Origin of the sequence: Gordonia sputi NBRC 100414 (assembly GCF_000248055.1) — a bacterium.
GTDB lineage: Bacteria > Actinomycetota > Actinomycetes > Mycobacteriales > Mycobacteriaceae > Gordonia > Gordonia sputi.
In genome coordinates this window covers 71,021-93,807 of record NZ_BAFC01000112.1, presented here as the reverse complement: position 1 = coordinate 93,807, position 22,787 = coordinate 71,021, and the positions used below count along the sequence as shown (strand labels likewise).

Genomic DNA, 22,787 nt, shown 5'->3' with positions numbered 1-22,787 from the left:
ACCACCGCTGGTCGAGCTGAACCCGCTGGTCGAGCTTGTCGAGACCACCCGACGAAGGAACGAGATGACACCGAGCACCACCCCCACGCGCGGCGCGCGGCCGCTGTGGGCGCGGTCGGCGATCGTGATGGCGTTCATCGTCGCGGTGCTCGTGATCGTCGAGGCGATCGACGCCGCAACTCACTACGACCTTGATCGCGCCGGCATCGAACCACGCCAGATCGACGGACTCGACGGCATCCTGTGGGCGCCGTTCCTGCACGCCGATTGGCAGCACCTGTTCGCCAATCTGATCCCGCTCGTCGTGCTGGGATTCATTCTGCTGCTGAGCAAACGCTTCCTCATCGTCACCGCAATCGTCTGGATCGTGTCGGGCATCGGTGTCTGGTTGTTCGCGCCGTCGTACAGCGTCACGGTCGGGGCGTCGGGCATCATCTTCGGTTGGCTGACATACCTGCTCGTACGCGGACTCTTCAACCGCGACCTCACGCAGATCGCGATCGGAGTCATCCTCTTTCTCGTATACGGATCGGTGCTGTGGGGCGTGTTCCCCGGCACCTTCGGGGTCTCGTGGCAGGGACATCTGTTCGGCGCCATCGGCGGTGTACTCGCCGCGTGGTTCCTCGCCGACCGGGATCGTCGCCGACGCCCGACGGCCTCATCGGGTCCTGTATCTCCGTATGGTCCGACAACACCGGGGGTGCGGTCATAGTCACCAACACACGCACCGACGCGCCTATCGGCATCTTCGATTCCGGCGTCGGTGGGCTGACCGTTGCCCGCGCGATCATCGACCAACTGCCCGACGAGGACATCGTCTACATCGGCGACACCGCGAACGGACCCTACGGTCCGCTGACCATTCCGGAGATCCGACGACACGCCCTCGCGATCGGAGACGACCTCGCCGAGCGCGGGGTCAAGGCAATCGTGATCGCCTGCAACACCGCGTCCGCGGCCTGCCTGCGCGATGCCCGCGAGCGCTACGCGCCGATCCCGGTGATCGAGGTGGTGCTGCCAGCGGTCCGTCGAGCCGTCGTCGCGACGAAGACCGGGCGCATCGGCGTGATCGGCACGGAGGCGACGATCTCCTCGCGCGCGTATCAGGACTCGTTCGCCGCCGCCCGCGACGCCCAGATCACCGCGGTCGCATGTCCGCGATTCGTCGATTTCGTCGAACGCGGCATCACCAGCGGTAGGCAGATCCTTGGTCTCGCGCAGGGATATCTCGAGCCGCTGCAGGAGGCCGACGTCGACACGGTTGTGCTCGGATGCACCCACTATCCGTTGCTGTCGGGCGTGATCCAGTTGGCGATGGGCGACGAGGTGACGCTCGTGTCCAGCGCCGAGGAGACCGCCAAGGATCTGTTCCGTGTGCTCACCGAATCCGATCTGCTCCACCCGCACACCGGCCGCGAGGCGGTGCGCCACTTCCAGGCGACCGGCGACCCCGAGATGTTCGCAAAGCTGTCGAGTCGCTTCCTCGGACCTGTTGTCCGACCGGTGGATCCGGTCTGACGTGCGGAGTGTCGCCGACGTCGGATCGGTCACACGTCCGAGTCGGCGTGTCTTGTGACCGATAAGTGGTCTGCCCGCCATGTGCGCGTGGCAATGTAGGTCGTATGCGTCTGACTGTCCTGGGCTGTTCGGGCAGTGTCGGTGGCCCCGGTGCGGCCTGCTCGGGCTACCTGCTGACCGTTCCCGGCCATCGACCCGTGCTCGTCGATTGCGGCCCCGGGGTGATGGGGGAACTGCAGCGGATCGTCGACCCGAATGACGTCGACGTCGTGCTGAGCCATCTGCATGCCGATCACTGCGTCGACCTGCCCGCAATGCTGGTGTGGCGTCGCTACGCGCCGACGCCTGCGACCGGACTGGCGTCGCTGTACGGGCCGACGGGTACCGCGCTGCGGATCGGGGCGGCGTCGAGCGAGTTCGGCGGTCAGATCGACGACATCAGCGATACGTTCGACGTCCACGAGTGGTCGGACAACATCGAGATCACGTTGGGCGGCATCACGATCGAACCCTTCCGCGTCGACCATCCGCCCGCCACGTTCGGACTGCGATTCACCGGTCCGGAGGGGCAGGTCATCGCCTACAGCGGCGACTCGGGTCCGTGCGACGCGGTGATCGATCTCGCCGCGGATGCCGACATCTTCTTGTGTGAGGCGTCGTGGACGCACGCACCGTCGGAGCGCCCTCCGCACCTGCACATGTCGGGCATCGAGGCGGGGGAGATGGCGACCAAGGCCGACGCGAAATCGCTCGCGATCACCCATGTCGCACCGTGGTCGGATGCCGAGGCGATCCTCGCCGAGGCGCGCAGCACCTTCTCGGGGCCGGTCGGCCTCGTGCGTCAGGGCCAGGTGTTCGACCTACCCGGGTGATCTCCTACAGTTGAGTTCGTGACCACACGAGCTGACGGCAGGGCCGACGACGAACTCCGTCCCATCACCATCACCCGCGGATTCACGTCGAATCCCGCTGGGTCGGTGCTGATCGAGTTCGGTCAGACACGGGTGATGTGCACCGCGAGTGTCACCGAGGGTGTTCCGCCCTGGCGCCGCGGGTCCGGGCTCGGTTGGCTGACCGCCGAGTACTCGATGCTTCCCGCCGCGACGCACGAGCGTTCACGCCGCGAGTCGGTCAAGGGCAAGATCGGGGGACGTACCCACGAGATCAGTCGACTGATCGGACGTTCGCTGCGCGCGTGCATCGACCTGAGCGCGCTCGGCGAGAACACCGTCGCCCTCGACTGCGACGTCCTGCAGGCCGACGGCGGCACGCGCACCGCGTCGATCACCGGCGCCTACGTCGCACTCGCCGACGCGGTGACGTGGCTCAAAGCTGCTGGGCGACTGTCGGATCCGCAGCCGCTCTCGTGCATGATCGCCGCCGTCAGCGTCGGCGTCGTCGATGGACGAGTGCGATTGGATCTCCCGTATGAGGAGGATTCGCGCGCCGAGGTCGACATGAACGTCGTCGCCACCGATGCCGGAACCCTCGTCGAGGTGCAGGGCACGGGCGAGGGCGCGACCTTCCCGCGTGCCACCCTCGACAAGCTGCTCGACATGGCTGAGATCGGGACGGACAAGCTGTTCGTGGCACAGCGCGAGGCGCTCGCGCTCCCGTATCCCGGCACCCTGCCAGAGCCGGCCTGACTCGATGTCGCAGGTACTCCTCGCGAGTCGCAACCGTAAGAAGCTGGCCGAGCTTCAGCGGGTCGTCGACGCCGCAGGCCTCACGGGCCTCGAGGTGATCGGGCTCGACGCCGTGCCCGAGTACCCCGAAGAACCCGAGACGGGCGCGACGTTCGAGGACAACGCGTTGATCAAGGCCAGAGCGGGCGCGCGGGCAACCGGGTTGCCTTGTCTCGCAGATGATTCGGGAATCGAGATCGACGCACTCAACGGGATGCCCGGCGTGCTTTCGGCTCGATGGAGTGGCGTACACGGCGACGACGCGGCCAACAACGCGCTGGTGCTGGCGCAACTCTCGGACACACCCGATGACAGACGCGGCGCGGCATTCGTGTCGGCGTGTGCCTTGGTGTCGCCGTCGGGCGACGAGACCGTCGTGCGCGGCGAGTGGCGCGGCGTGTTCGCGCGAGAACCGCAGGGCTCCAACGGCTTCGGCTACGATCCGCTCTTCATTCCCGACGACGCGGTAGCTGCCGGACGCTCTGCCGCCGAGCTGGCTCCGGCGGAGAAGGACGCACTGAGTCATCGCGGAAAAGCCTTGGCGCAGTTGGTTCCTGCGCTGCGCGCCCTGGCCTGAGGGTCGACGGCGCGCAACGGACCGGGCGTCGCGGCAAGGGGCTACCGTCAGCCTGCGCTGCCGCTGTGGACCGCGAGCATCCGTGAGACCGAATCGGGCCACGTGAACTGCGCAGCTCGCGCGCGAGCGGCCCCTTCACGTTCGGAACGCGGTATCGACAGAACACGCTCGACGGCGTGTGCGAACCCTGTCCCCGAATTGTCGGCGAGTGCGCCGCACGACTCGTCGACCATCCCCGCGACGGCGGACGACCGCGATCCGACGACCGGCGTCCCCGACGCGAGCGATTCCAACGCCGACAGACAGAATGTCTCATGCGGGCCGGGAGCAAACGAGACGTCGGTGCTGGCCAACAGCGCGGCGACCTCGCGCCGGTCACGCAGGTGGCCGAGGAAAGTGACGGGTAGGCCCCTGGCGGCGTGCTGCAGGGCGCCGCGCATGGGCCCGTCTCCCGCGATGACCAGATGCACGGGTAGCCCCGCGCGATGGAGTTTGGCAGCGGCCGCGATGGAGCGGTCCGCACGCTTCTCCATCGACAGTCGGCCGCAGTGGCCCAGCAGCGTCGTCGATCCGTCGGTCCAGCGGGCACTCAGTGTGGGGTCGAGGTGGTGTGGCGCGAACTGCTCCAGGTCGACGCCGAGCGGTGCGCGGACCACGTTGCTGGCTCCGATACGTTCGAACTCAGCGGCGGCGAACCCGGTGGTGCACACCACGGAGTCATACGAGTTGGCGGTCGCGGCGTTTGCCCGATCGGCCAATGCCCGTGCGGTCCGGGCCGGCATCGCCATGGCGAGCAGCCTGTCGAGCCGCTCGTGCGACACCATCGCCGACGGGATGTCGCGGCGTCGAGCCCAGTCACCGAAGCCGCGCAGCGTCAGCCGGTCCGACACCTCGAGCGCGTCGGGGCGAATCGAAGCAAGGACGTCGGCGACGCGTCGAGCAGATGCCAGGCGGTAGCCGCCGGAGAACGGGATGCCCGGCGCGCGCACCGAGATTTTCACTACTCCCGACGGCATCAGGTCTTCCCGGGATTCGCTTCCCGGTACGACGAGCGTCACGTCATGTCCGGCGGCGACGTAGCCGGCACCCCAGCGGTCGACGGCCGTGCGCAGTCCTCCGGAGCGCTCACCGTAGAAGTTGGCCAACTGGACGATGCGCACCCCGCCAGTCAGCCGCGCTCGCGTGAACGCAGAGCTGCGCGTGCCTTAGGTCAGGTTGAACTGCGCCTTTACTTCCTTCGACCGGATGTGCTCGACATAGAAGGAGAGAAAGGGGATGGTGCCCGCGATGGCGGTCACGATGATCTTGCCGACCGACCAGCGCACCTTGATGCCGAGGTCGATCGCGCAGACGAGGTAGATGAAGTAGATCCAGCCGTGTACCGGCGGGACGAAGTCCAACACGTGATTGCCGAAGCCATAACGCAGGATCAGCTCGGCGACCAACAGCAGCAGCCAGATACCGGTGATCCACGCGAGCACGCGATAGCGAGTCAGTGCGCTCTTCACCTTCGCGACGGGCGTGGCGGTCTGTGTGGACCGGGCGGTTTCGGTGCTCTGTGGGGTCTCGCTGCTCACCTGTGGTGTTCCTCCGTCTGTGTGGACTCGCGGGTCGTCGCGGGCGTGGTGACCGGGTGCGCCTCGGTGCGCTCTCGGTCTGTGGCGGCGAGCTCGGCGAGGTACCGGTTGTAGTCGGTGAGTGTGGAATCGTCGCGCGCGGGATTCGCGGCGAACGACGACGCGCTCGGGGTGGTTGCCCGCTCGGGAAGTATGCCGTCGGGGATCTCCGTCACGCCCTTCGGCTTGAGCTTCTCGACCTCCTCCGGATCCGCTTCGAGCACGACGAACCGGCGGTATGCCCAAACGAACGCGACGGCGAACGCCGGCCATTGGAGCGCGTAACCCAGGTTCTGACCGGTGCCGCCCGACGACTCGAAACGATCCCACTGCCACCACGCCATGCCGAGGCACACGACAGCGGCGAGCGCCACCAGCACCAACAGTGCCGGGCGGTGCCTGCGAGCACCACGACGCGTAGTAGACATACCCTTGACGGTACCTGGCCTGGGTGTATCGCCGCGCGACCGGTACTGTTGACCGCGCACGCGCGAGTGGCGGAATTGGCAGACGCGCTGGATTTAGGTTCCAGTGTCTACGGACGTGGGGGTTCAAGTCCCCCCTCGCGCACCAGCTGGGTCGTTGAACGCTTGAGCGCTTCAAGCCACGGACGTGCACACCCTCCACGTTCGGGCCTCTGTGTCAGTTCTGCCCAATACCATCGCGGCGGAGATCAGTCATCGAGTAGTAGTTGGACGATCTGGTGACGTGTCCTTGGTCTGGCGTAGACCGTGAGCTCGGCACAACGTGATCCGACTTCACAACGAGTGGGAGGCATTCTGATGGGATTCCAGACGCCGCTGTATGAGCTCAGTGAGTTTCTGAAGTGGGCGGAGTCGGGGAAGATTCAGCTGCCCGATTTTCAACGGGGTTACAAGTGGGAGGACGAACGAATTCGGCAGCTGCTGGTGACCGTGCTTCGTGGTCACCCGTTGGGTGTGGTGATGCTTCTCAATACCGGCAACGACCAGATTCGCTTCAAGCCCCGCCCGATCGAGGGAACCGACGTGCCGATCGGTACGCACGCAGAGTCGTTGTTGTTGGACGGACAGCAGCGGTTGACCTCACTGACGCAAGCGCTGACCGGCGATGGCGTGGTGCACACCATGGACAGCCGGGGCAAACGCATGGATCGCCGCTACTTCATCGACATGCACGTCGCCGTCCTGGGTGAGGATCGTATCGACGAGGCGGTGTTGTCGCTGCCCGGTGACGGAATCGAGCGGACGAATTTTGGCAAAGACATCGTCCGCGACGCGTCGACACCTGAAAAACAGCAGGCGGCCGGGTTGTTTCCGGTGAGTTTGGTTTTCGGGGACGCTATGTCGTGGCTGTTCGAGCTGAAGGATCTCGAGCTTGCGAAGGCGTTCAACAACAACATCATCAAACCAGCCGGCGCGTACAACATCCCGGCGATCGAGCTCGACAAGGACACCAGTAAAGGGGCAGTGGCGACGGTCTTCGAGCGGGTCAACGTCGGCGGGCTCCCGCTCAATGTGTTCGAGTTGTTGACCGCCACCTTTGCGGGCGACCCCGACTACTACCGAACTCACGGCACAGATTTCCGCCTGAACGACGACTGGAAGGAGACGCAGGCGAAGTTCGCCGGGTATCCCGTGCTCGCCGGCTTGGAGAACACCGACTTTCTGCAGGCCGTTACCCTGCTCACAACCCGCAAACGCAATCTCGCTTACACCGGTCCGAGGCCGCCCGCAGTGTCCGCGAAGCGCGAAGACGTCCTGAAACTCTCGCTCGACGACTACCTGGAATGGGTCGGTCCGCTCCGCGAAGCATTCATCTGGGCGTCGGACTTCATGGCGGACCGGCACGTCTTCGACACCAGATTCTTGCCATATCCCAAGCAACTGGTACCGCTCGCTGCTATTCGAGTGGCGATGGGCCACGACGCCGACCTCCTCGGTCCCCGTGAGAAGTTGGTTCGCTGGTTTTGGTGTGGGATTCTCGGAGAGCTCTACGGTGGCGCCAGCGAAACGCGGTTCGTGCGCGACCTCGAACAAGTACCGGATTGGGCGCGGGGCGACTCGACTGCTCCGGTGCCCAATACCGTCAATGACGCCACGTTCGTGGAGTCGCGCCTCCACTCCCTTCGGACTCGAAATGCGGCCGCTTACAAAGGTATCTACGCCCTCCTGCTGGGCAACTCGGCGCGAGACTGGATGGAAGACAAAGCTCTCGACAAGGTGCAGTACGCAAACTTGGCGGTCGACATTCACCACATCTTCCCGAAGAAGTGGTGTGAAAATCACAAGATCGACGACGAACGTCGCGAGAGCATCGTGAACAAGACTGCGATCTCCGCCGTAACCAATCGCACAATTGGTGGCGCCGCACCCTCGGTCTATCTCGCGCAGATTGAGAAGAAGGCGCAGATCGACCCGTCGAAGCTGAATGCACTGGTGGAGGCCCACCTGGTTCCAGCTGGATCGTTGCGCGCCGACGACTTCACTTCCTACTTCACAGAGCGTCGGCGCCGATTGTGTGACCTTGTGGAGAATGCGATGGGCAAGGCCGTGCCGCGCGATGTAGATCACGGAGCGTCGGAGGATTCAACGCAGTTCGAGATTTCCGAAATCGAAGAGTTGCCGGATGAATCGGAGTAGCTTGCTGTTCTCGCGCGGTCGGGTCAGATCAAGATGCAAGATTTGGCTATCGGGAACCAAGGACCGGTCGTCGAGCAACGAGGAACTTGATGACATGTCGCCACCACCTGAGTGGATAGCGGCCCACGCCGCGCTGTCCTCGGACATCAAAAAAGCGGGGAAGCGTAGTCGTTTGCCTTTTCGGACTATGAATGACCTTACTAGAACGAGCGAACGGTATCCGGCGCTGATTCCCATGTTGATTGATTGGGTGCGGAATGTCGAAGAGTACTCAGGATTGACCGATCATCGTGATCTTGCGAATTTTCGATCTGGGTTATATCGCGCACTCACGACGATCGATGCGATGGGTACGGAAGCTGTTCCATTGCTGATGGAGCAGTACTACTTGAATCCTCCACTGCCAGAGGTGAATTCGTACGCGATCGGGAACGCGCTTCGTTACCTTGCTGTGCCGAGTGACTACGAGCAGATGGCGAGGCTCGGTGCTGATCGGTCTCTGGGGTCGGGTCGGGTCGCGATCCTCGAGTGGCTCGTCAAGCAGGGGCTGCCCGAAGGTTTGCAGATCGTCGTTGACCAGATCGACGATCCCAGCGTGCGTGCCCTGGGGATCAAGTACATCCGCCAGTACAGGCCGCTTCCGTCGGGACTGCGGCCGATCATCGAGCAGTATGTTGACGACCCTGACAGCGAAGTGCGTAAACAGGCCCGCGCAACGTTGAAGAAGCTGTCCACGGCTAACTGATCAAGACCTCAGGAGTCGCACCGCCGCTGGTCAACCGCAAGAACTCCAACTGGGCCAGCTCGACGTCGTCGAGTGTCCGCAGTCGGATCTCCGACGTGGCGGTCGGCGTCGGCAGCGCGAAGACGCGGGTCTGCCGGTCCCAGCGGAAAGACACTCTCCGTTCGTCGACTCGGATCCACGCGTCGGCGTCGTCGAGAATCTCGATCAGCCACCCCAGTTCGCCCGCCGAGTGTGGGGTGACGGTGTAGTGGTCGACGAGGGTCGGGGCGTCGAACTCCCAGCCGACTGCGTGATCGGCTCGCAGCAGGAGCGGCGGCGTCGACGAATCGTCGTCGAAGACGGCCGTTGCGTCTGCTGGGCCGCGTGCACACGTCGGAGCGGTCCGCGGACTCGTCAGGTCGCGAGGTGGCTGGGGAACCGTGTCCTGTGGAGTTGCCGATGCCGGAACCGTGCCCGCGGCCCACGTCGTGGGCGCCGGGCCGAGTGCGATGGTGATGTCTGCGCCCCGCATCAGTAGTTCCCGAGACACGGTGATGTGGTTCCACGCCTGCCCGTCGATGGTCACGGATTCGATGTAGCGATTGGTCGTCGACGCCGCAGGAGCGTCGACGGTGAGTGTGGCGCCGTTGTCCAACGTCCACCTGATCCACGGGAACGTCGGAGCGGTGATCACGTACTCGCCCGAGCCGATCGACAGCGGATAGAGCCCCGTCACCGCCCAGAGGTACCACGCCGACATCTCGCCGTTGTCCTCGTCGCCCGGGTACCCCTGCCCGATCTCCGATCCGAGAAACAGTCGTTGCGTGGCATCGCGAACCAGTGACTGGGTCTTCGCGTGGGCGAAGCTGCCCGGCGTAGAGGCATGGGCGTACATGAACGGAATGTGGTGTGCGGGTTGGTTGGAGAGGGCGAGCATGCCCATGCGGGTGTCGCGGGCCTCTCGCATCTCGTGGATCACAACGGGATACGACCCGCGCATGTCGGCGCTGCCGGTTTCGGGAGTCGCGCAGAACTCGTCGAGCTTCTTCTCGAGCGCCGCTCGTCCTCCGTGTAGCGTCGCAAGTCCCGCCCCGTCGTGCGGTGCGGTGAATGCGGTTCCCCAGGCGTTGGTTTCGGTGTAGTCGACGCCCCACCTGCGTGGGTCGAAGTCGCGGACCGGGCGGAAATCCCCATTGCGTTCTCGCCCGCGGAAGAAGCCGGTCTCGGCGTCGAAGACGGTGGCGTACGACGCCGCTCGCGCGTCGAACCACAGCGCGTTGGCGCGGAACTCCTCACTCCGAGGGTGCGCGGGGAATCGTTGTGCGAGTAGACGTGAGAAGGTGGCGATCGCTGCGTCGTTGATCGCCGCGTCGACGGTCCAGCTCATTCCCTCGGCTGTGTCGGTGTCGGTGAACCCCCGGAACAGCGAGCGTGACATTCCCTTTCGGCCAACACGGGGATTCGACGACGGGGTGGTCGCATTGCGGAGGCAGGCGTCGTAGGCATTCTCGAGGTCGAGTCCCGGTAGGTCGGCGAGCGCGGCGTCGGCGAATACGGCGTCGCTGCTCGTGCCGGTCATGATGTCGGCAGGCCCGGGAGCCGACCATCTGCTCGTCCAACCACTTCGTCGAAAGTGTTCGACGAAGCCGTCGACCAATTCTCCTGTCTCCGTTGGCCACACGAGGGTACGTAGTGGCCAGCTCGCACGATAGGAGTCCCAGAAGCCGTCGGTCACGGTGAGCTTGCCGTCGACGACGGGACGCGCTGTCAGTGTCGGTCCGTCGTCGACAGGCGGAACGAAGGGGTCTGCGTACGCCCACCGTGGGTTGTCCGGAGTTCCGACGTTCTCATGGGCGATGGTGGGGTAGAGGTGAACTCGATGAAGACTGGAGTATGCGGTGACGAGTTGGTCATCGCTTGCGCCACGAATATCGAGGCGACCGAGGACAGCGTCCCAGGCGGCGCGGCTCCGTGACCAGATCGCATCGAAACCGCCTCCGGCAAGCCAGATGTCATAGTCGAGGTTGCGGGCTGCCTGATCGACACCGATGAATGACGTCCCGACGGCGAGCACAGCGCTTCGACGCTGCGCCACGTCGAGGGTGACCGAGCCGAGTACCGCACTGCGTTCGTGACGACCGGGTGCATGGCTTGTTGCCGTGACGGGAACATCGACGCGGGCAGCGAAGTACATGCGTGGCACATCGACCAAACCGCCTGGGCCGTCGACGAATCCGGTGATCACACCCCGTGAGGCGTCGGACAACACCAGCGATCCGCGCCCGTCGAGCTGATCGAAGATCAGTGACCCGACATCGGAGGGAAAGCCAACCCGCAGCCACACCGACCACGTGCCCGCGGTGAGTTCGGCGTCGACACCGCCGGCCGCGGAGCCGCCGCCGAGTGGCACGGCGTAGCGGTCCGGACGATCGGATTCGTCGTGGTGCGAGAACTCGAGTGCGCGATCGCTGCGATCCAGCGCCGGGTGGGCAAGTGTACTGGGAAAAAATTGGAGCACACCACGATCACCCATCCACGGACTCGGGATGTGTGAGGTCGCGAAAGCGTTGAGGTGCGAACGGTTCTCGGCGTCGTTGGCTTCGTGGTATGAGTACGGCCATCTTCGATTGCCCGCGTCGGTCATCGGCAGACCGAACACCGACCCGTGCGGGGGAGCGACAAGCGGCGCGCAGTTACCGCGCGAGAAGCGGTCACTGGAGTGCGTTCCGCGTGTGATGCGAACGCGATGAATGCGCTCCGGGGGCGGCACGCTGCGCGGACGCAGACACACGTCGTCGACGAATCCCCTGAGCCGACGTTGCTTGTGACTCTTGATGATTCGTGGTGGCGGCGCACACCGAAGCGCCACCCCGACGATCCTCAGACCCGCGCATCCGGTGAGTCGCACTCTCTCCAGAGTCCACTGATCCACCGCAATAGTCCGAGACAGGTACTGACTACGCGGATCGAGTTCGACGCCGTGCTGGTCGAGCACCGCCCTCTCGGAAAGTGTGTGGCCGTCGTCGAATTGGAGATCGAGAGCTACGGCCGTCGCGGCGTACGAGTTCCGCACGTCGTGTTCGTCAGGGTCGAAGACGGCATGGATGGCGTAGGTCAGCTCGTCGTCTTCTCCGACGACACGCCCGACGAGATCGCAGCCGTCGAGTCCGGCAACCACTTCGGAATCGGGGCGCACAGTGAGGTCGTAGACCCATGGTCGTGGCGACGTCAGACCGACCAGCGGCCGTGCGCTGACAGGATGCGATGGACCAGGGCCTCGCCGTAGCGAGGTGGTCGGGTTCTGCTTGCGCGCACCGAACCGCACACGCGCCACCCTACGTCGTGCGCGAGGGATTGCCGCTGACGTTGGTCAGGAAATCCATGACCAACATCAGCGACAATACGAGGCCAGGATCAGCCGGCAGCCGGAATCGTGAAGGGCAGGCCGGGCACCGGGGTGATGGCTGGCTTCTTCGACGTGGTCGTCGGTGCCGCGGTGCGACGTTGATCGTCCCCGGCGGGTACCCGCGCCGACGTGCTCGGTGCGGCAGGTGCGAGCGCCTTCTCGTCGGCGGCCTTCTCGGTGCGCGCGCCGTCCTTGGCGTCGCGCAGCTTCTTGTGCTGCTCGGCTCCGAGGCCTGTTCCGGTGGTGTCGTCCTCGCGCAGGCACATCGAGCGGATCACGTTGTGGTAGTTGACGAGTCCGTACGTGATGGCTGCCGAGCCAGCCGCGTTGAGCAGGCGCACGGGGGTGAGCGGAAGACCTTTTGGCAGCACCTCGCCCTCAACAAGACCTCCAGCGGTGCTGAACAGATACAGCGAGAGGTACAGCGAGTAGTACGCGGCGGTCATTCCCTTGGTGACGGTGAGGTCGGAGAGCGGTACCGTCGCCGCGAGGTTGTCGCCCTGGCCGATGTTGTGTCCGAGGCCCAACGCGATGTCGAGGGGTGCGCCGCCGACGTAGGGAATGATCGTGCCGATGTAGGAGGCGATCGATTCCGCCGTGTTGAAGTCCGCGGGATCGGCAGGAATCAGGTTGTGCGGGATCGGGGTCGAGCGCATCGTCGAGAGAATGCGCTTGGTCTCGTTGCGGATGTTGCGCTTCTGCGCCTCGGTGGTGACCATCGTCTGCGCGTAGTCGGAGGTGCGGGTCACGATGCGCGACAGCGGAAGTGAACCGACGGGCGCACAGGTCTTGTTGTCGGCGAGTGCGAGTTGATCGGCGATGTCCTGCACGATCGCCGGGATCGGAATGTTGTAGCGAACGGTCTCACTCGGACGGCCGGCGTCGTCTTTCTGTTCTTTCGTGACTCGCGCGACGCACTGGTTGATCATCGAGCTGGCGATCGCCTGGTAGGTGTACTGGGCGCCGAGCGCGCTGGCGGAGACGCCGATCTGCAGGATGCTCTTCCAGGTGATGAAGTTCGAGAGCGCCGACAGTTGAGTCTCGTCGAAGGGACTGCCCGAGATGGGCGCGATCTGCGACAGCACCTTGGCCGGCGCCACGACGGTCGTGAACAAGTACAGCCACGCGGTTTCCACGGCCTGCATCAGCGTGATGCGGCTGACCGGGATGGCCTCGTTCTGCTTCCCGTCGCGAACCTTCAAGAGCTGCACCACGATCCACTGAGAGATCGGGCTCCGGTATTTGGTAGCCGGGTCGTCGGAGTCGGCGCCGAGGGCCAGCGGGCTGTCGGAGATGGCCAGCGTCGAGACGTTCATGTGGTCCATGTCGCGATGCGCCTGGGCGCGTGCGGCGTAGGCGTTCTGCTGCAGCTGGGGCGGAAGCGACGGGAGGATCGACTCGAACAGCGAGTCGTAGACCACCGAGAGCGAAGTGAATTCTGCACTGACACAACTGGTTTCCTTGCCCAAGTTCTCCTTGGGTGTTGCCAGCAGTGAGCGCTTCGACTTACCGATCCGGTCGAGTCGCTCGTCGTATGTCTCGGCGGGACGCGTTGTCGGCTTTACCTTGATCTGTGCCGCTTGCGTCGCGATTTGCTGCTGATGAGCGGCCTGCGTTGCCACCACCGCTGCTGTGCCGTTACCGGTAGCGCCGGCGGCAAAGACCGAACACAGCGTCGTTGCCGCGGTGACGCGGACCAGCCACTTCGTCCCGGTTCTCGATCGTCCTGCTGCCACCGGGTGGTCCCGACCCACGCCACGCACCATGAAGCACTCTCTTCTCATGTGTCACCGAAATGGTGTCTGCCGACTGCTCAACTCATCCCGCCGATAGCACCAGCACATCGGCTCAGTTGGTGAGGTTAGCATAACCTTAATGAAACTCTAAGGTCACTATCAGGTCTCGACTGACACTCGGAAGGTTAGGGCACTTTACGGAACCCGTACAGACTTCTCGGCGAATTGATCCGAGTGTCGTCCGCCACCGCCCCAGCCGTGTGGTCTGCTGGACGTCGCCACATGAAGTATCGAAAGGTCGGTGACGCATGTCTGACCCCGCGTTCGGGCGTCTTCCTCTCGACGACCTGTCGGTCGTCGATTCACTCGGAGCGGATCTGCGTGCGGCGCAGTACAACTCCGATGGAGTCGCCGCACTTCTCGGTGACGATGCCAACGCCGCACTCGGCAAGGGAGTGTGGTGGCCTGCGCTGCGTGCCACCGTGATGGCGCCTGCCGAACGCCGACCTCTCGCGACGCTGATACGCCTCTTCCTCCTCGGCTCTGACGAGCCGCGTGAGGCCGCCGAGCAGGTGTTTGCGTCGACGCCGCTGGATGCGCTCGCGGCGAACGGGGTCGTCGAGTTCGTCGACGACGGGCGCGTGCGCGCGATCCTCGACATCCGACCACACGCCGACGACGTCCGCGACTACCTCGTCGTCTCCGATCAGGACGCCGCGATGCGTTCGGGTCCTGTCGGGCACGATCACGTCCTCGGTATCGGGGGAGCGTCGATCTCGTTGGCGCGGGCGATCATTCGTGACCCGGTCGAGTCGGCATTGGACCTCGGTACCGGGTGCGGAATCCAGGCGCTACACCTTGGAACCCACGCCGATCGGATCGTCGCGACGGATACCAACCCCCGCGCGCTTGCCCTGGCGGCCGCGACCGCACGCCTCAACGGGATGTCCTGGGATCTGCGCGAGGGCAGTCTGTTCGAGCCCGTCGGCGACGAGCGCTTCGACCTGATCGTCTCCAACCCGCCGTTCGTCGTCGGGTCAGGGTCGCAGGACTACGAGTATCGCGACTCAGGGATGGAGGGCGACGCCCTGTGTGCGCGCCTGATCCGCGAGTTGCCCGCGCGCCTGAACCCCGGAGGCACGGCGCAGTTGCTTGCCAACTGGATCGTCTACGAGGACGCGGACTGGCGCGATCGAGTGGGTTCGTGGATCGCGGAGACGGGGCTCGACGGGTGGGTTGTGCAGCGCGAGCTGGCCGATCCCGTCGACTACATCTCGCTGTGGTTGTCCGACGCGGGCGAAGAACCGGATCAGATCGCCGCGCGAGGATCGGCGTGGCTCGACTGGTTCCAGCGAGAGCGTATCGCGGGAATCGGCATGGGAGTCATCACGCTTCGGGATCGTCGGGGTGGACCCGACGGCCCGCCCGACGTCGTGATCGAAGAGATCACCGGCGCGGGTGAGGAGGTGACCGGTCCCGAGGCCAAGGCATTTCTGGACCGTCGCGACTATCTCCGGACCACCTCCGACAATGCTCTGCTCGCCGCTCGACTGAAGACCTCCCCGGTATTCCTCGACGCGCAGTCGCTTCCGGGCGACGACGGCTGGCAGGAGATCGGAGCATCCGTGCGGCGCCCGGGTGGGCCGGGCGCCGTCCTCGGCGTCGACGAGGTCTCACGGGCGTTGCTGGCGGGTTGCCGGGGTCAGGTGCCGCTGGGAGCACTCATCGAACTCCTCGCCGACTTCCACGACGTCGACGCCGACGCGCTCGCTGCGGCAGCGCTACCCGTCGTCCGTGAGGCCATCGGGCGGGGCATCCTCTACGAGGTTCGCTGAGCAAGCGTCCGACCACTTCCGCCTCAACCGGAACGCGAACCACAACCGATCAGCCCGACCGGATTGTCCGACCCCGATCCGATGGGACCGGGCCCGACACCTGACGTTCACCGCGACGTCGCCTCGTCGTTGACATGAGCTGGTCATCTGAGAGGGTTCGCGACCGGCCCCGACGTCCATGGGGCGCAACTCATTCGGGGAGGCAACACCATATGCGTCGGTTCGGAAGCCGCAGATTACTCACGGCCGCAGTCGTTCCCGCGATCGCTGCCGTCGGGTTGCTCGTACCCACGACCGCGACTGCGGCTCCCGCGGCCTGTGCGTTCACTCCGACCACGGTCTCGGCGTCGAGCGGCTTCACCGCGGGCGAGAAGTCGGCGCCGTTCGCGACGGCGAAGCCCGCGAATCACATCGCGACGCTCGACGCGTTCTCGTCGCTGTCCCCGCTGATCAAACAGCAAAATCTTCTCGAGGCCATCGCGGTGAACAATGCTGCGAGCCCGAAGGTGTCGGCGTATGCGGTCGACGACAACTACGCGATCGAGGGACCCGCGATCTTCAACGCCCTCGGCTCGAAGCTCTCGCCCGCGTTCTTCGACGCCCTCAAGGCAGGGCAGCTCCCGAAAACGAGTGAGCTGCTGCTCGGCGACAAGGCGTTGGTCGGCGATCGCGTCGGCACGTCGAAGGAGAAGAAGTACTTCGACTACCGGCGGCCGTTCGAGGTGGCGCCCACTCTCATCCGTCATTACGGCGACGGCCGTCCCGACCTCTACGAATCGGTACGCGGCAGCGGGTCGTACCCGTCGGGACATACCACCTGGGGCTACACGCAGGCCTTCCTGATCGCGAGCATGTTGCCCGAGGTCGGGCCGCAGGTTCTCGCCCGTGGCGCTGAGTACGGTTATCACCGCGTCGTGCTCGGCGTGCACTACCCGCTCGACGTCATCGGTGGGCGCATGCTTGCCGAGAACATCACTTCCGAGGTCATCGCCGACCCGAGTTTCGCAACGCTGCTGGCGCAGGCACGGACCGAACTGCGGTCGGTACTCGCCGCGCGGGTCGGTGCGCCGATCGGTCGCATCGTCGGCTGCCAGCAGCCCTACGTAGGGACCGACGCCCCGTTGAGTAGCTACCGCCAACGCTCGACCTTCTCGTTCCTGCCGACCGGACCCGCTGCGCCACTTCAGGTTCCGGCCGGTGCCGAGAACCTGATCCGGGCCGCCCATCCGGGGTGGTCGACGCAGCAGCTGCGCGACCTGTTGGCGCGGACGGCCTTGCCCGGCGGGTATCCGCTCGACAAGACCGGGGCGAACGGCGGCTGGCAGCGACTCGACATCGCGCGTGCGTGGGTGGCTCGCTGAGGCAGGTTGCTCAGCTCAGATAGGTCGGATCGCAGCGCAGAAAACCACATCCCTCGGAGCCTCCGCGCGTACCGGTACATGCGGAGGCCCCGAGAGACGTAACTTTCTGCGCAGCCGACCTGAGTTCCCAGACCAGTCAACGGCTACGGGAACTCAACTGGGTACAGCTTCGCTGACAGGTTCGCGTTCCGAGGTAGGAGCAGCCGAGCTGTCGGACGGCGGAGCGGCGGGGCTGTGAGTCGCGCGATAGGCGATCGCGGGAAGTCTATGGAGCTTGTCGATCTCAGCGGCGCGTCGAAGTTCCGCCCACGCCCAGCACGCACCGAAGACGAGCAGCGTGACGGCTACCGACGTGGTCTCGTCCCAGGGGCGGTGGGCGACGTGGATCGGAACGATGATCAGGGCGATCGCCTGAATGACATACGAGTCGAGGCTGCGCGCTCCGGTCATCACGAGAGGCCGCAACCAGTCGTGGTGCCACACCCGAAGTAGCGCACGGAACACCCCGTACACCGCGGGTACGACGACCCAGGCGCCCAGCGCGCGTGCCGGCGCGAAGCTGACCTTGTCGGCGAAGTGGGATTCGAGTTCGGCCCACGGGCCGGTGTCGATCACGTAGTGGAAGACCAACCAGACGCAGACCGCCCCGACAAGGATTGCAGGCAGGTATCTGTCGATGAAGCGAGCTCCCTGCCATCGCCGCCAGTTCCAGCCGATCACCAGTGCGGGCACGAACATGATCTGCCACGCTGCCCAGTTCTCCGTCCGCGGAGACGCCATCGACTGGGTCAGGAAAAACCAGTCCGGGGAGTGAATCTGCGAGATCACGTACAGCGCGATCGATGCACACAGCACCGCGACCCACCATCCACGCATCAGAAGGGGGAATACGACATATGCCGAGGCCATCAACACCAGGTACAGCAACAAGATGTTGCCCCCACTGGGCAGGTAGTCCATTCTCAGCGCGAGTCGGATACCTTCACCCCACCCGTCGATCGGAAGTAGGAGCGTCAGCCAGCGATGCCCGGCCATCGCCGCGGCGACGGCGACGAGCGCGATCGTCAACTGGCAGAAATACAGCACGACGATCCGTTTGGTGAGACGTCGATACGCGAACCACAATCCATGGCGTTCGATCCACCGCTGATACACCAGGCCCAGAACGAATCCCGACAGCAGGACGAACGCAGACATCCCGTCGACGTAGGGGAACGAGTGCGTGGGCTCGGCGATGCGCATTCCCAGGGCAAAGTGCGCCGTGATCATCGACCAGATGGCGACGCCGCGCGTGGCGTCGATGGCGAGATCACGGGTCATGGTCATTCGAGCGTAGAAGACCGCACCCCGCGTAGCCGTGCAGGGCCACGCGGGGTGCGGTTTGACTGTCTACTGAGCGATCATGTGTAGAGGTCGGCGATCGCCTTCTGATGGGCCGAGTGGATGATGTTGCGCTTGAGCTTCATCGTCGGCGTGAGCTCGCCCGAATCGATCGTGAAATCGGTGTCGAGGATGTTGAACTTCTTGATCGCCTCGGCCTTGGAGACCTTCGCATTGGCGGCGTCGACAGCCTCGGTGATCTCCGCGCGCAGCTTGTCGTTGGAGGCCAGCTCGGTCAACGGGGTGTCGGCAGCGAGCCCGTTGCGCTCGAGCCAACCGGGAACTGCCTCGGTGTCGATGGTGATCAATGCGGCGATGAACGGTTTGTTGTCGCCGACGACGAGGCACTGGCTGATCATCGGATGCGCACGGATCGAGTCCTCGAGCTGGGCGGGGGAGACGTTCTTGCCGCCCGCCGTGACGATCAATTCCTTCTTACGGCCAGTGATGTAGAGAAAGCCGTCATCGAGACGTCCGACGTCGCCGGTGTGGAACCATCCGTCGCGAATCGCGTCGGCGGTGGCGTCGGGGTTGTGCCAGTACTCGGTGAAGACCACAGGTCCCTTGACGAGAACCTCGCCGTCCTCCTCGGCAATCGCGATGGTCACGCCGGGAATCGGCCGCCCGACAGAACCCACACGCTGGTGCTCTTCGCTGTTGGCGGTGATTGCAGCTGTGGTTTCCGACAGTCCGTAGCCCTCGTAAACCGGCACACCCGCGCCACGGAAGAAGTGCCCGAGGCGCGCTCCGAGTGGGGCTCCGCCCGAGATCGCACCGTCGCAGTTGCCGCCGAGTGCGGCACGCAGCTTGTTGTAGACCAGGGCGTCGAACACCTTGTGCTTGAGCTTGAGCACGATGCCGGGTCCGCCCTTTTCCAACGCCTCGCTGTACTCGATGGCGGTGTCGGCGGCCTTGTCGAAGATTGATCCCTTACCGCCGTCGTATGCCTTCTGCTTGGCGGAGTTGTAGACCTTCTCGAACACGCGCGGCACCGACAACACGTAGTTCGGCTTGAACGTGGCGAGATGCTCGACGAGGTGCGGGATATCGCTGGTGTGACCCACGATCACGCCGCTCTCCAGGCTTGCGACGGCGATGACGCGGGCGAAGACGTGTGCCAACGGCAGGAAGAGGAGCGTCGAATTGCCCTCTTCGAGGCCCGAGCCGACGGCCTCGCGGGTCGCCGCGCATTCAGCGAGGAAGTTCGCATGGGTGAGCACCACGCCCTTGGGGCGGCCGGTGGTCCCCGAGGTGTAGATCAGCGTCGCGGCGTCGGACGACACCGTGTTGGCGTGTCGCGAATCGAGTTCGGAGTCGGGAACATCCGCGCCACGTTGTGTCAGCTCGTTCACCGCGCCGTCGTCGATGACGAAGGTCTCACGAAGCGCCGGCAATGCGGCGGTCACCTCGCGGAACTTGTCGCGATGGTTGTCGTCCTCGACGATCAGCGCGACGGTTCCGGAGTCGTCGAGAAGGTACTGAACCTGATCAGGTGCAGAGGTCTCGTACACCGCGACGGTTGTCGCGCCCGCACGCCAGATGGCGTAGTCGAGGAGTGACCACTCATACCGCGTGGCCGAACAGATCGCGACGCGGTCGCCCGGCTCGATGCCCGACGCGATGAGGCCTTTGGCCACGCCGTCGACCTCGTCGGCGAAGTGTTTGGCGGTCACTGTGATCCACTGACCGGACGACAATCGCTTGAACAATGGCAGTGTCGGGCGTTCGTCGCGATAACGAAGCAGAGTGTCGACCAGCGTGGCCTTGTCTTCGACGGTCAGATCCGACGGAGTGGCGTACTGCTGCATGTAGGTGGCCCCCTGGGACGTGGTATCCGGCATTTCGGACATAGACATAACGGACATAGTCGAGGTCGGGCGGGATGCCGCTCGGATATGTTGCCACAGAGGGTAGCAGGGAAAGTGGTGCTCATCACATTCAGGTGTGATCGACTCGGGTCATGACCGTGCGGCACGTGAATGCCGCTTTTGGCCCGCCCGCGGATTAGAGTATGAGTCGATGAACGGGACACGCAGACCATGACCGACAGCCCGACCCAAGACGCACCGTCGATCACATTCGACGATCTCGACATCGACGAACGCGTACGCAACGCCATCGCCGATGTCGGTTACGAGACCCCGTCGCCCATCCAGGCGGCCACGATTCCACCGCTCATGGAGGGTCGCGACGTTGTCGGTCTCGCCCAGACCGGTACCGGCAAGACCGCCGCGTTCGCGATTCCGATCCTGTCGCGGATCGACCCGCAGATTCGACGCCCACAGGCGTTGATCCTCGCGCCGACCCGTGAGCTCGCACTCCAGGTGGCCGAAGCGTTCGGCAAATACTCGGCACATATGCCCGATGTACGTGTGTTGCCGATCTACGGCGGACAGAGTTACGGCGTGCAGCTCGCCGGTCTCAAGCGTGGCGCGCAGGTGATCGTCGGTACGCCGGGACGCGTCATCGACCACCTCGACAAGGGCACACTCGACATCTCCCAACTCGACTTCCTAGTGCTCGACGAAGCCGACGAGATGCTGACGATGGGATTCGCCGAGGACGTCGAACGCATTCTCGCTGAGACTCCCGACGACAAGCAGGTCGCGTTGTTCTCGGCGACCATGCCGAGCGCGATCAGACGGCTCGCCCAGCGATACCTGCACGACGCGCAGGAGATCACGGTCAAAGCCAAGACCGCGACCGCCCAGAACATCACCCAGCGCTATCTGCAGGTGTCTCACCAGCGCAAACTCGATGCCCTGACGCGCTTTCTCGAAGTCGAGACGTTCGACGCGATGATCGTCTTCGTCCGCACGAAGTCGGCTACCGAGGAACTCGCCGAGAAGTTGCGCTCGCGGGGGTTCTCCGCAGTCGCGATCAACGGCGACATGGTGCAGGCTCAGCGCGAGCGGACGATCAATCAGCTCAAGGCGGGCGGGATCGACATTCTCGTCGCCACCGACGTAGCCGCCCGCGGACTCGACGTCGACCGGATCTCGCATGTGGTCAACTACGACATTCCGCACGACACCGAGTCGTACGTGCACCGCATCGGACGCACCGGACGTGCCGGACGATCGGGTAACGCCCTGCTGTTCGTGTCACCCCGCGAGCGTCACCTGCTGCGCGCGATCGAGCGTGCAACACGCCAACCGCTCACCGAGATCGATCTGCCATCCGTCGACGACGTCAACGCCCAGCGCGTCGCGCGTTTCGCCGACTCCATCACCGAGAATCTCGCGTCGGAGAATCTCGACATGTTCCGGCAACTGATCGAGAACTACGCCCGCGACAACGACGTGGCGATGGCCGACATCGCGGCCGCGCTGGCGCTCGAGACCCGCGACGGTGGATTCCTAATGGCACCCGACCCGCCGAAGGGTGAGCGTCCGGAGCGCCGGGAACGTGCGCCGAGGTCGGGTGGCGGCAACTTCGCCACCTATCGGATCGCTGTCGGGCGCAAACACAAGGTGTCTCCGGGTGCAATTGTGGGCGCGATCGCCAACGAGGGCGGACTGACCCGGGGTGATTTCGGCAACATCAGCATCCGCGACGACTTCTCGATCGTCGAACTTCCCGAGGACCTCGATCGTGAGACGTTGGATCGGCTGAGGCACACGCGGATCGGCAAGAACCCGATCGACATCCGTCGCGACCAGGGCCCGCCTCGCGCACGTGGCGGTAAACGTAATGGTCAGGGCGGTGGCGGCTTCAACCGTGACCGCCACGGCAAACGCGGTGACAGCTGGGGGAAGCGCGGTAATCCGCGCGTCGCCGGCCGTAGTCGGGGCTGACACAGCCGACCGAAGGATTCGCTGCGCAATACAACGGGTTGAAACCTGTGACCAGGCCGATGATGCGAAGGTGGACAGATCGATATCTTTCCGTAACCTTTTTTGGGGGAGAGCGGTCGATCCGGCTCCCGGCAAGCACGTAGAAGTTCTAGTTCAGGAGTGAGTCACCAGTGTCAGTGGTGAGTTCGATTACCGCAGCAGAAGCCATCGATCACGTCGAGCACGGAGACGCAGTCGTCGTCGACGCCCGTCCGCAGGTCGTCCGTCACCAGGGCAGTGTTCCCGGCGCGGTCGTTGTCGACCCGAATGAGGTCACAACTCGACTCGCGCCCACGCCGACCGGTTCTTTCCCGCTGGTCAGCAACCGCGACACCGAGATCGCCGTCGTCTCTGTGCGTTCGCAGGCACCGCGCATCGCCGAGCAGATCGCTGACCTCGGCTACACCAATGTGCACTACGTCGACGGCGGTTTCCCCGCCCTTCGAGGCACCTCGGTTCGCTGAGCTGCACCGCCACAGTGCTCGTCGACAC

The 22,787-nt window shown here is 64.7% G+C and carries 18 protein-coding genes and 1 tRNA gene; 12 read left to right on the top strand and 7 right to left on the bottom strand.

Annotated features, from left to right (window positions below; genetic code table 11):
- Positions 1-64 precede the first annotated feature (64 nt).
- From GOSPT_RS17700 to rdgB, 5 genes are all read left to right on the top strand, one after another.
- The gene (locus GOSPT_RS17700) at positions 65-712 is read left to right on the top strand and encodes a rhomboid family intramembrane serine protease (protein ID WP_005207822.1); all 648 of its coding nucleotides are present in this window, start codon (positions 65-67) and stop codon (positions 710-712) included.
- Positions 709-1,518, top strand: coding sequence for a glutamate racemase (murI, locus tag GOSPT_RS17695; protein WP_039856561.1), 810 nt, complete (start codon positions 709-711; stop codon positions 1,516-1,518). Before GOSPT_RS17700 ends, murI begins: the two co-directional genes overlap by 4 nt.
- A gap of 104 nt (positions 1,519-1,622) precedes the next feature.
- A complete protein-coding gene (locus GOSPT_RS17690) occupies positions 1,623-2,390 on the top strand; it encodes a cyclic nucleotide-degrading phosphodiesterase (protein ID WP_005207820.1) in 768 nt (255 codons plus the stop codon).
- Positions 2,391-2,408: 18 nt separating this feature from the next.
- Positions 2,409-3,164 (top strand): ribonuclease PH, encoded by a 756-nt coding sequence (gene rph, locus GOSPT_RS17685; RefSeq protein WP_005207819.1) that lies wholly within the window; start codon positions 2,409-2,411, stop codon positions 3,162-3,164.
- A 4-nt stretch (positions 3,165-3,168) separates the two neighbouring features.
- Entirely contained in the window at positions 3,169-3,780 is a 612-nt protein-coding gene (gene rdgB / locus GOSPT_RS17680; RefSeq protein ID WP_005207818.1) for an RdgB/HAM1 family non-canonical purine NTP pyrophosphatase, read from the top strand.
- A 47-nt stretch (positions 3,781-3,827) separates the two neighbouring features.
- Here rdgB and GOSPT_RS17675 read toward each other — a convergent pair whose 3' ends face one another.
- From GOSPT_RS17675 to GOSPT_RS17665, 3 genes are read right to left on the bottom strand one after another with little or no spacing between them, the layout of a single operon-like run.
- Positions 3,828-4,940: a glycosyltransferase gene (locus tag GOSPT_RS17675; RefSeq protein ID WP_005207817.1), complete on the bottom strand. Its 1,113-nt coding sequence runs from the start codon at positions 4,938-4,940 to the stop codon at positions 3,828-3,830.
- A gap of 45 nt (positions 4,941-4,985) precedes the next feature.
- Positions 4,986-5,357, bottom strand: a complete 372-nt coding sequence (locus GOSPT_RS17670; RefSeq protein ID WP_005207816.1) for a DUF3817 domain-containing protein — start codon at positions 5,355-5,357, stop codon at positions 4,986-4,988.
- Positions 5,354-5,824 (bottom strand): glucitol operon activator, encoded by a 471-nt coding sequence (locus tag GOSPT_RS17665; RefSeq protein ID WP_039856559.1) that lies wholly within the window; start codon positions 5,822-5,824, stop codon positions 5,354-5,356. Before GOSPT_RS17665 ends, GOSPT_RS17670 begins: the two co-directional genes overlap by 4 nt.
- A 60-nt stretch (positions 5,825-5,884) precedes the next feature.
- Between GOSPT_RS17665 and GOSPT_RS17660 the strand changes: the two genes are divergently transcribed.
- The 3 genes from GOSPT_RS17660 (at position 5,885) to GOSPT_RS17650 (ending at position 8,762) form a co-directional block, all read left to right on the top strand.
- A tRNA-Leu gene (locus tag GOSPT_RS17660) sits at positions 5,885-5,969 on the top strand.
- 209 nt (positions 5,970-6,178) lie between these two features.
- Positions 6,179-8,017 (top strand): GmrSD restriction endonuclease domain-containing protein, encoded by a 1,839-nt coding sequence (locus GOSPT_RS17655; protein WP_005207814.1) that lies wholly within the window; start codon positions 6,179-6,181, stop codon positions 8,015-8,017.
- Positions 8,018-8,111: 94 nt separating this feature from the next.
- Positions 8,112-8,762: a hypothetical protein gene (locus tag GOSPT_RS17650; protein WP_039856539.1), complete on the top strand. Its 651-nt coding sequence runs from the start codon at positions 8,112-8,114 to the stop codon at positions 8,760-8,762.
- Here GOSPT_RS17650 and GOSPT_RS17645 read toward each other — a convergent pair.
- On the bottom strand, positions 8,755-12,066 hold the full coding sequence (locus GOSPT_RS17645; protein WP_141630924.1) for a GH92 family glycosyl hydrolase: 3,312 nt from the start codon (positions 12,064-12,066) through the stop codon (positions 8,755-8,757). The genes GOSPT_RS17650 and GOSPT_RS17645 overlap by 8 nt on opposite strands.
- An 89-nt stretch (positions 12,067-12,155) precedes the next feature.
- Positions 12,156-13,883: a hypothetical protein gene (locus GOSPT_RS17640; RefSeq protein ID WP_245548738.1), complete on the bottom strand. Its 1,728-nt coding sequence runs from the start codon at positions 13,881-13,883 to the stop codon at positions 12,156-12,158.
- Positions 13,884-14,191: 308 nt separating this feature from the next.
- Between GOSPT_RS17640 and GOSPT_RS17635 the strand changes: the two genes are divergently transcribed.
- Positions 14,192-15,718, top strand: a complete 1,527-nt coding sequence (locus GOSPT_RS17635; RefSeq protein ID WP_005207810.1) for a DUF7782 domain-containing protein — start codon at positions 14,192-14,194, stop codon at positions 15,716-15,718.
- A gap of 212 nt (positions 15,719-15,930) precedes the next feature.
- Positions 15,931-17,079 carry an acid phosphatase gene (locus GOSPT_RS17630; protein WP_005207809.1) on the top strand — a complete coding sequence of 383 codons (1,149 nt, stop codon included), beginning with the start codon at positions 15,931-15,933 and terminating at the stop codon, positions 17,077-17,079.
- Positions 17,080-17,232: 153 nt separating this feature from the next.
- Here the strand turns inward: GOSPT_RS17630 and opgC are convergent, their stop codons facing one another.
- Positions 17,233-18,399 (bottom strand): OpgC domain-containing protein, encoded by a 1,167-nt coding sequence (opgC, locus tag GOSPT_RS17625; protein WP_082965585.1) that lies wholly within the window; start codon positions 18,397-18,399, stop codon positions 17,233-17,235.
- An 80-nt stretch (positions 18,400-18,479) separates the two neighbouring features.
- Positions 18,480-20,267: an AMP-dependent synthetase/ligase gene (locus GOSPT_RS17620; RefSeq protein WP_039856556.1), complete on the bottom strand. Its 1,788-nt coding sequence runs from the start codon at positions 20,265-20,267 to the stop codon at positions 18,480-18,482.
- A 231-nt stretch (positions 20,268-20,498) separates the two neighbouring features.
- Here GOSPT_RS17620 and GOSPT_RS17615 point away from each other — a divergent pair, with 231 nt between their 5' ends.
- Together GOSPT_RS17615 and GOSPT_RS17610 are read left to right on the top strand one after the other, a co-directional pair.
- Positions 20,499-22,256: a DEAD/DEAH box helicase gene (locus tag GOSPT_RS17615; protein ID WP_005207806.1), complete on the top strand. Its 1,758-nt coding sequence runs from the start codon at positions 20,499-20,501 to the stop codon at positions 22,254-22,256.
- Between the two features lie 170 nt (positions 22,257-22,426).
- Positions 22,427-22,759: a rhodanese-like domain-containing protein gene (locus tag GOSPT_RS17610; RefSeq protein ID WP_005207805.1), complete on the top strand. Its 333-nt coding sequence runs from the start codon at positions 22,427-22,429 to the stop codon at positions 22,757-22,759.
- Positions 22,760-22,787: the final 28 nt, after the last annotated feature.

Bases quoted from the DNA above. Each gene is read 5' to 3' on its own strand.
- GOSPT_RS17615 (WP_005207806.1), top strand. From the start codon at position 20,499: ATGACCGACAGCCCGACCCAAGACGCACCGTCGATCACATTCGACGAT.
- GOSPT_RS17635 (WP_005207810.1), top strand. From the start codon at position 14,192: ATGTCTGACCCCGCGTTCGGGCGTCTTCCTCTCGACGACCTGTCGGTC.
- GOSPT_RS17620 (WP_039856556.1), bottom strand. From the start codon at position 20,267: ATGCAGCAGTACGCCACTCCGTCGGATCTGACCGTCGAAGACAAGGCC.
- opgC (WP_082965585.1), bottom strand. From the start codon at position 18,399: ATGACCCGTGATCTCGCCATCGACGCCACGCGCGGCGTCGCCATCTGG.
- GOSPT_RS17690 (WP_005207820.1), top strand. From the start codon at position 1,623: ATGCGTCTGACTGTCCTGGGCTGTTCGGGCAGTGTCGGTGGCCCCGGT.
- rdgB (WP_005207818.1), top strand. From the start codon at position 3,169: ATGTCGCAGGTACTCCTCGCGAGTCGCAACCGTAAGAAGCTGGCCGAG.
- GOSPT_RS17700 (WP_005207822.1), top strand. From the start codon at position 65: ATGACACCGAGCACCACCCCCACGCGCGGCGCGCGGCCGCTGTGGGCG.
- GOSPT_RS17655 (WP_005207814.1), top strand. From the start codon at position 6,179: ATGGGATTCCAGACGCCGCTGTATGAGCTCAGTGAGTTTCTGAAGTGG.
- GOSPT_RS17665 (WP_039856559.1), bottom strand. From the start codon at position 5,824: ATGTCTACTACGCGTCGTGGTGCTCGCAGGCACCGCCCGGCACTGTTG.
- GOSPT_RS17650 (WP_039856539.1), top strand. From the start codon at position 8,112: ATGTCGCCACCACCTGAGTGGATAGCGGCCCACGCCGCGCTGTCCTCG.
- GOSPT_RS17630 (WP_005207809.1), top strand. From the start codon at position 15,931: ATGCGTCGGTTCGGAAGCCGCAGATTACTCACGGCCGCAGTCGTTCCC.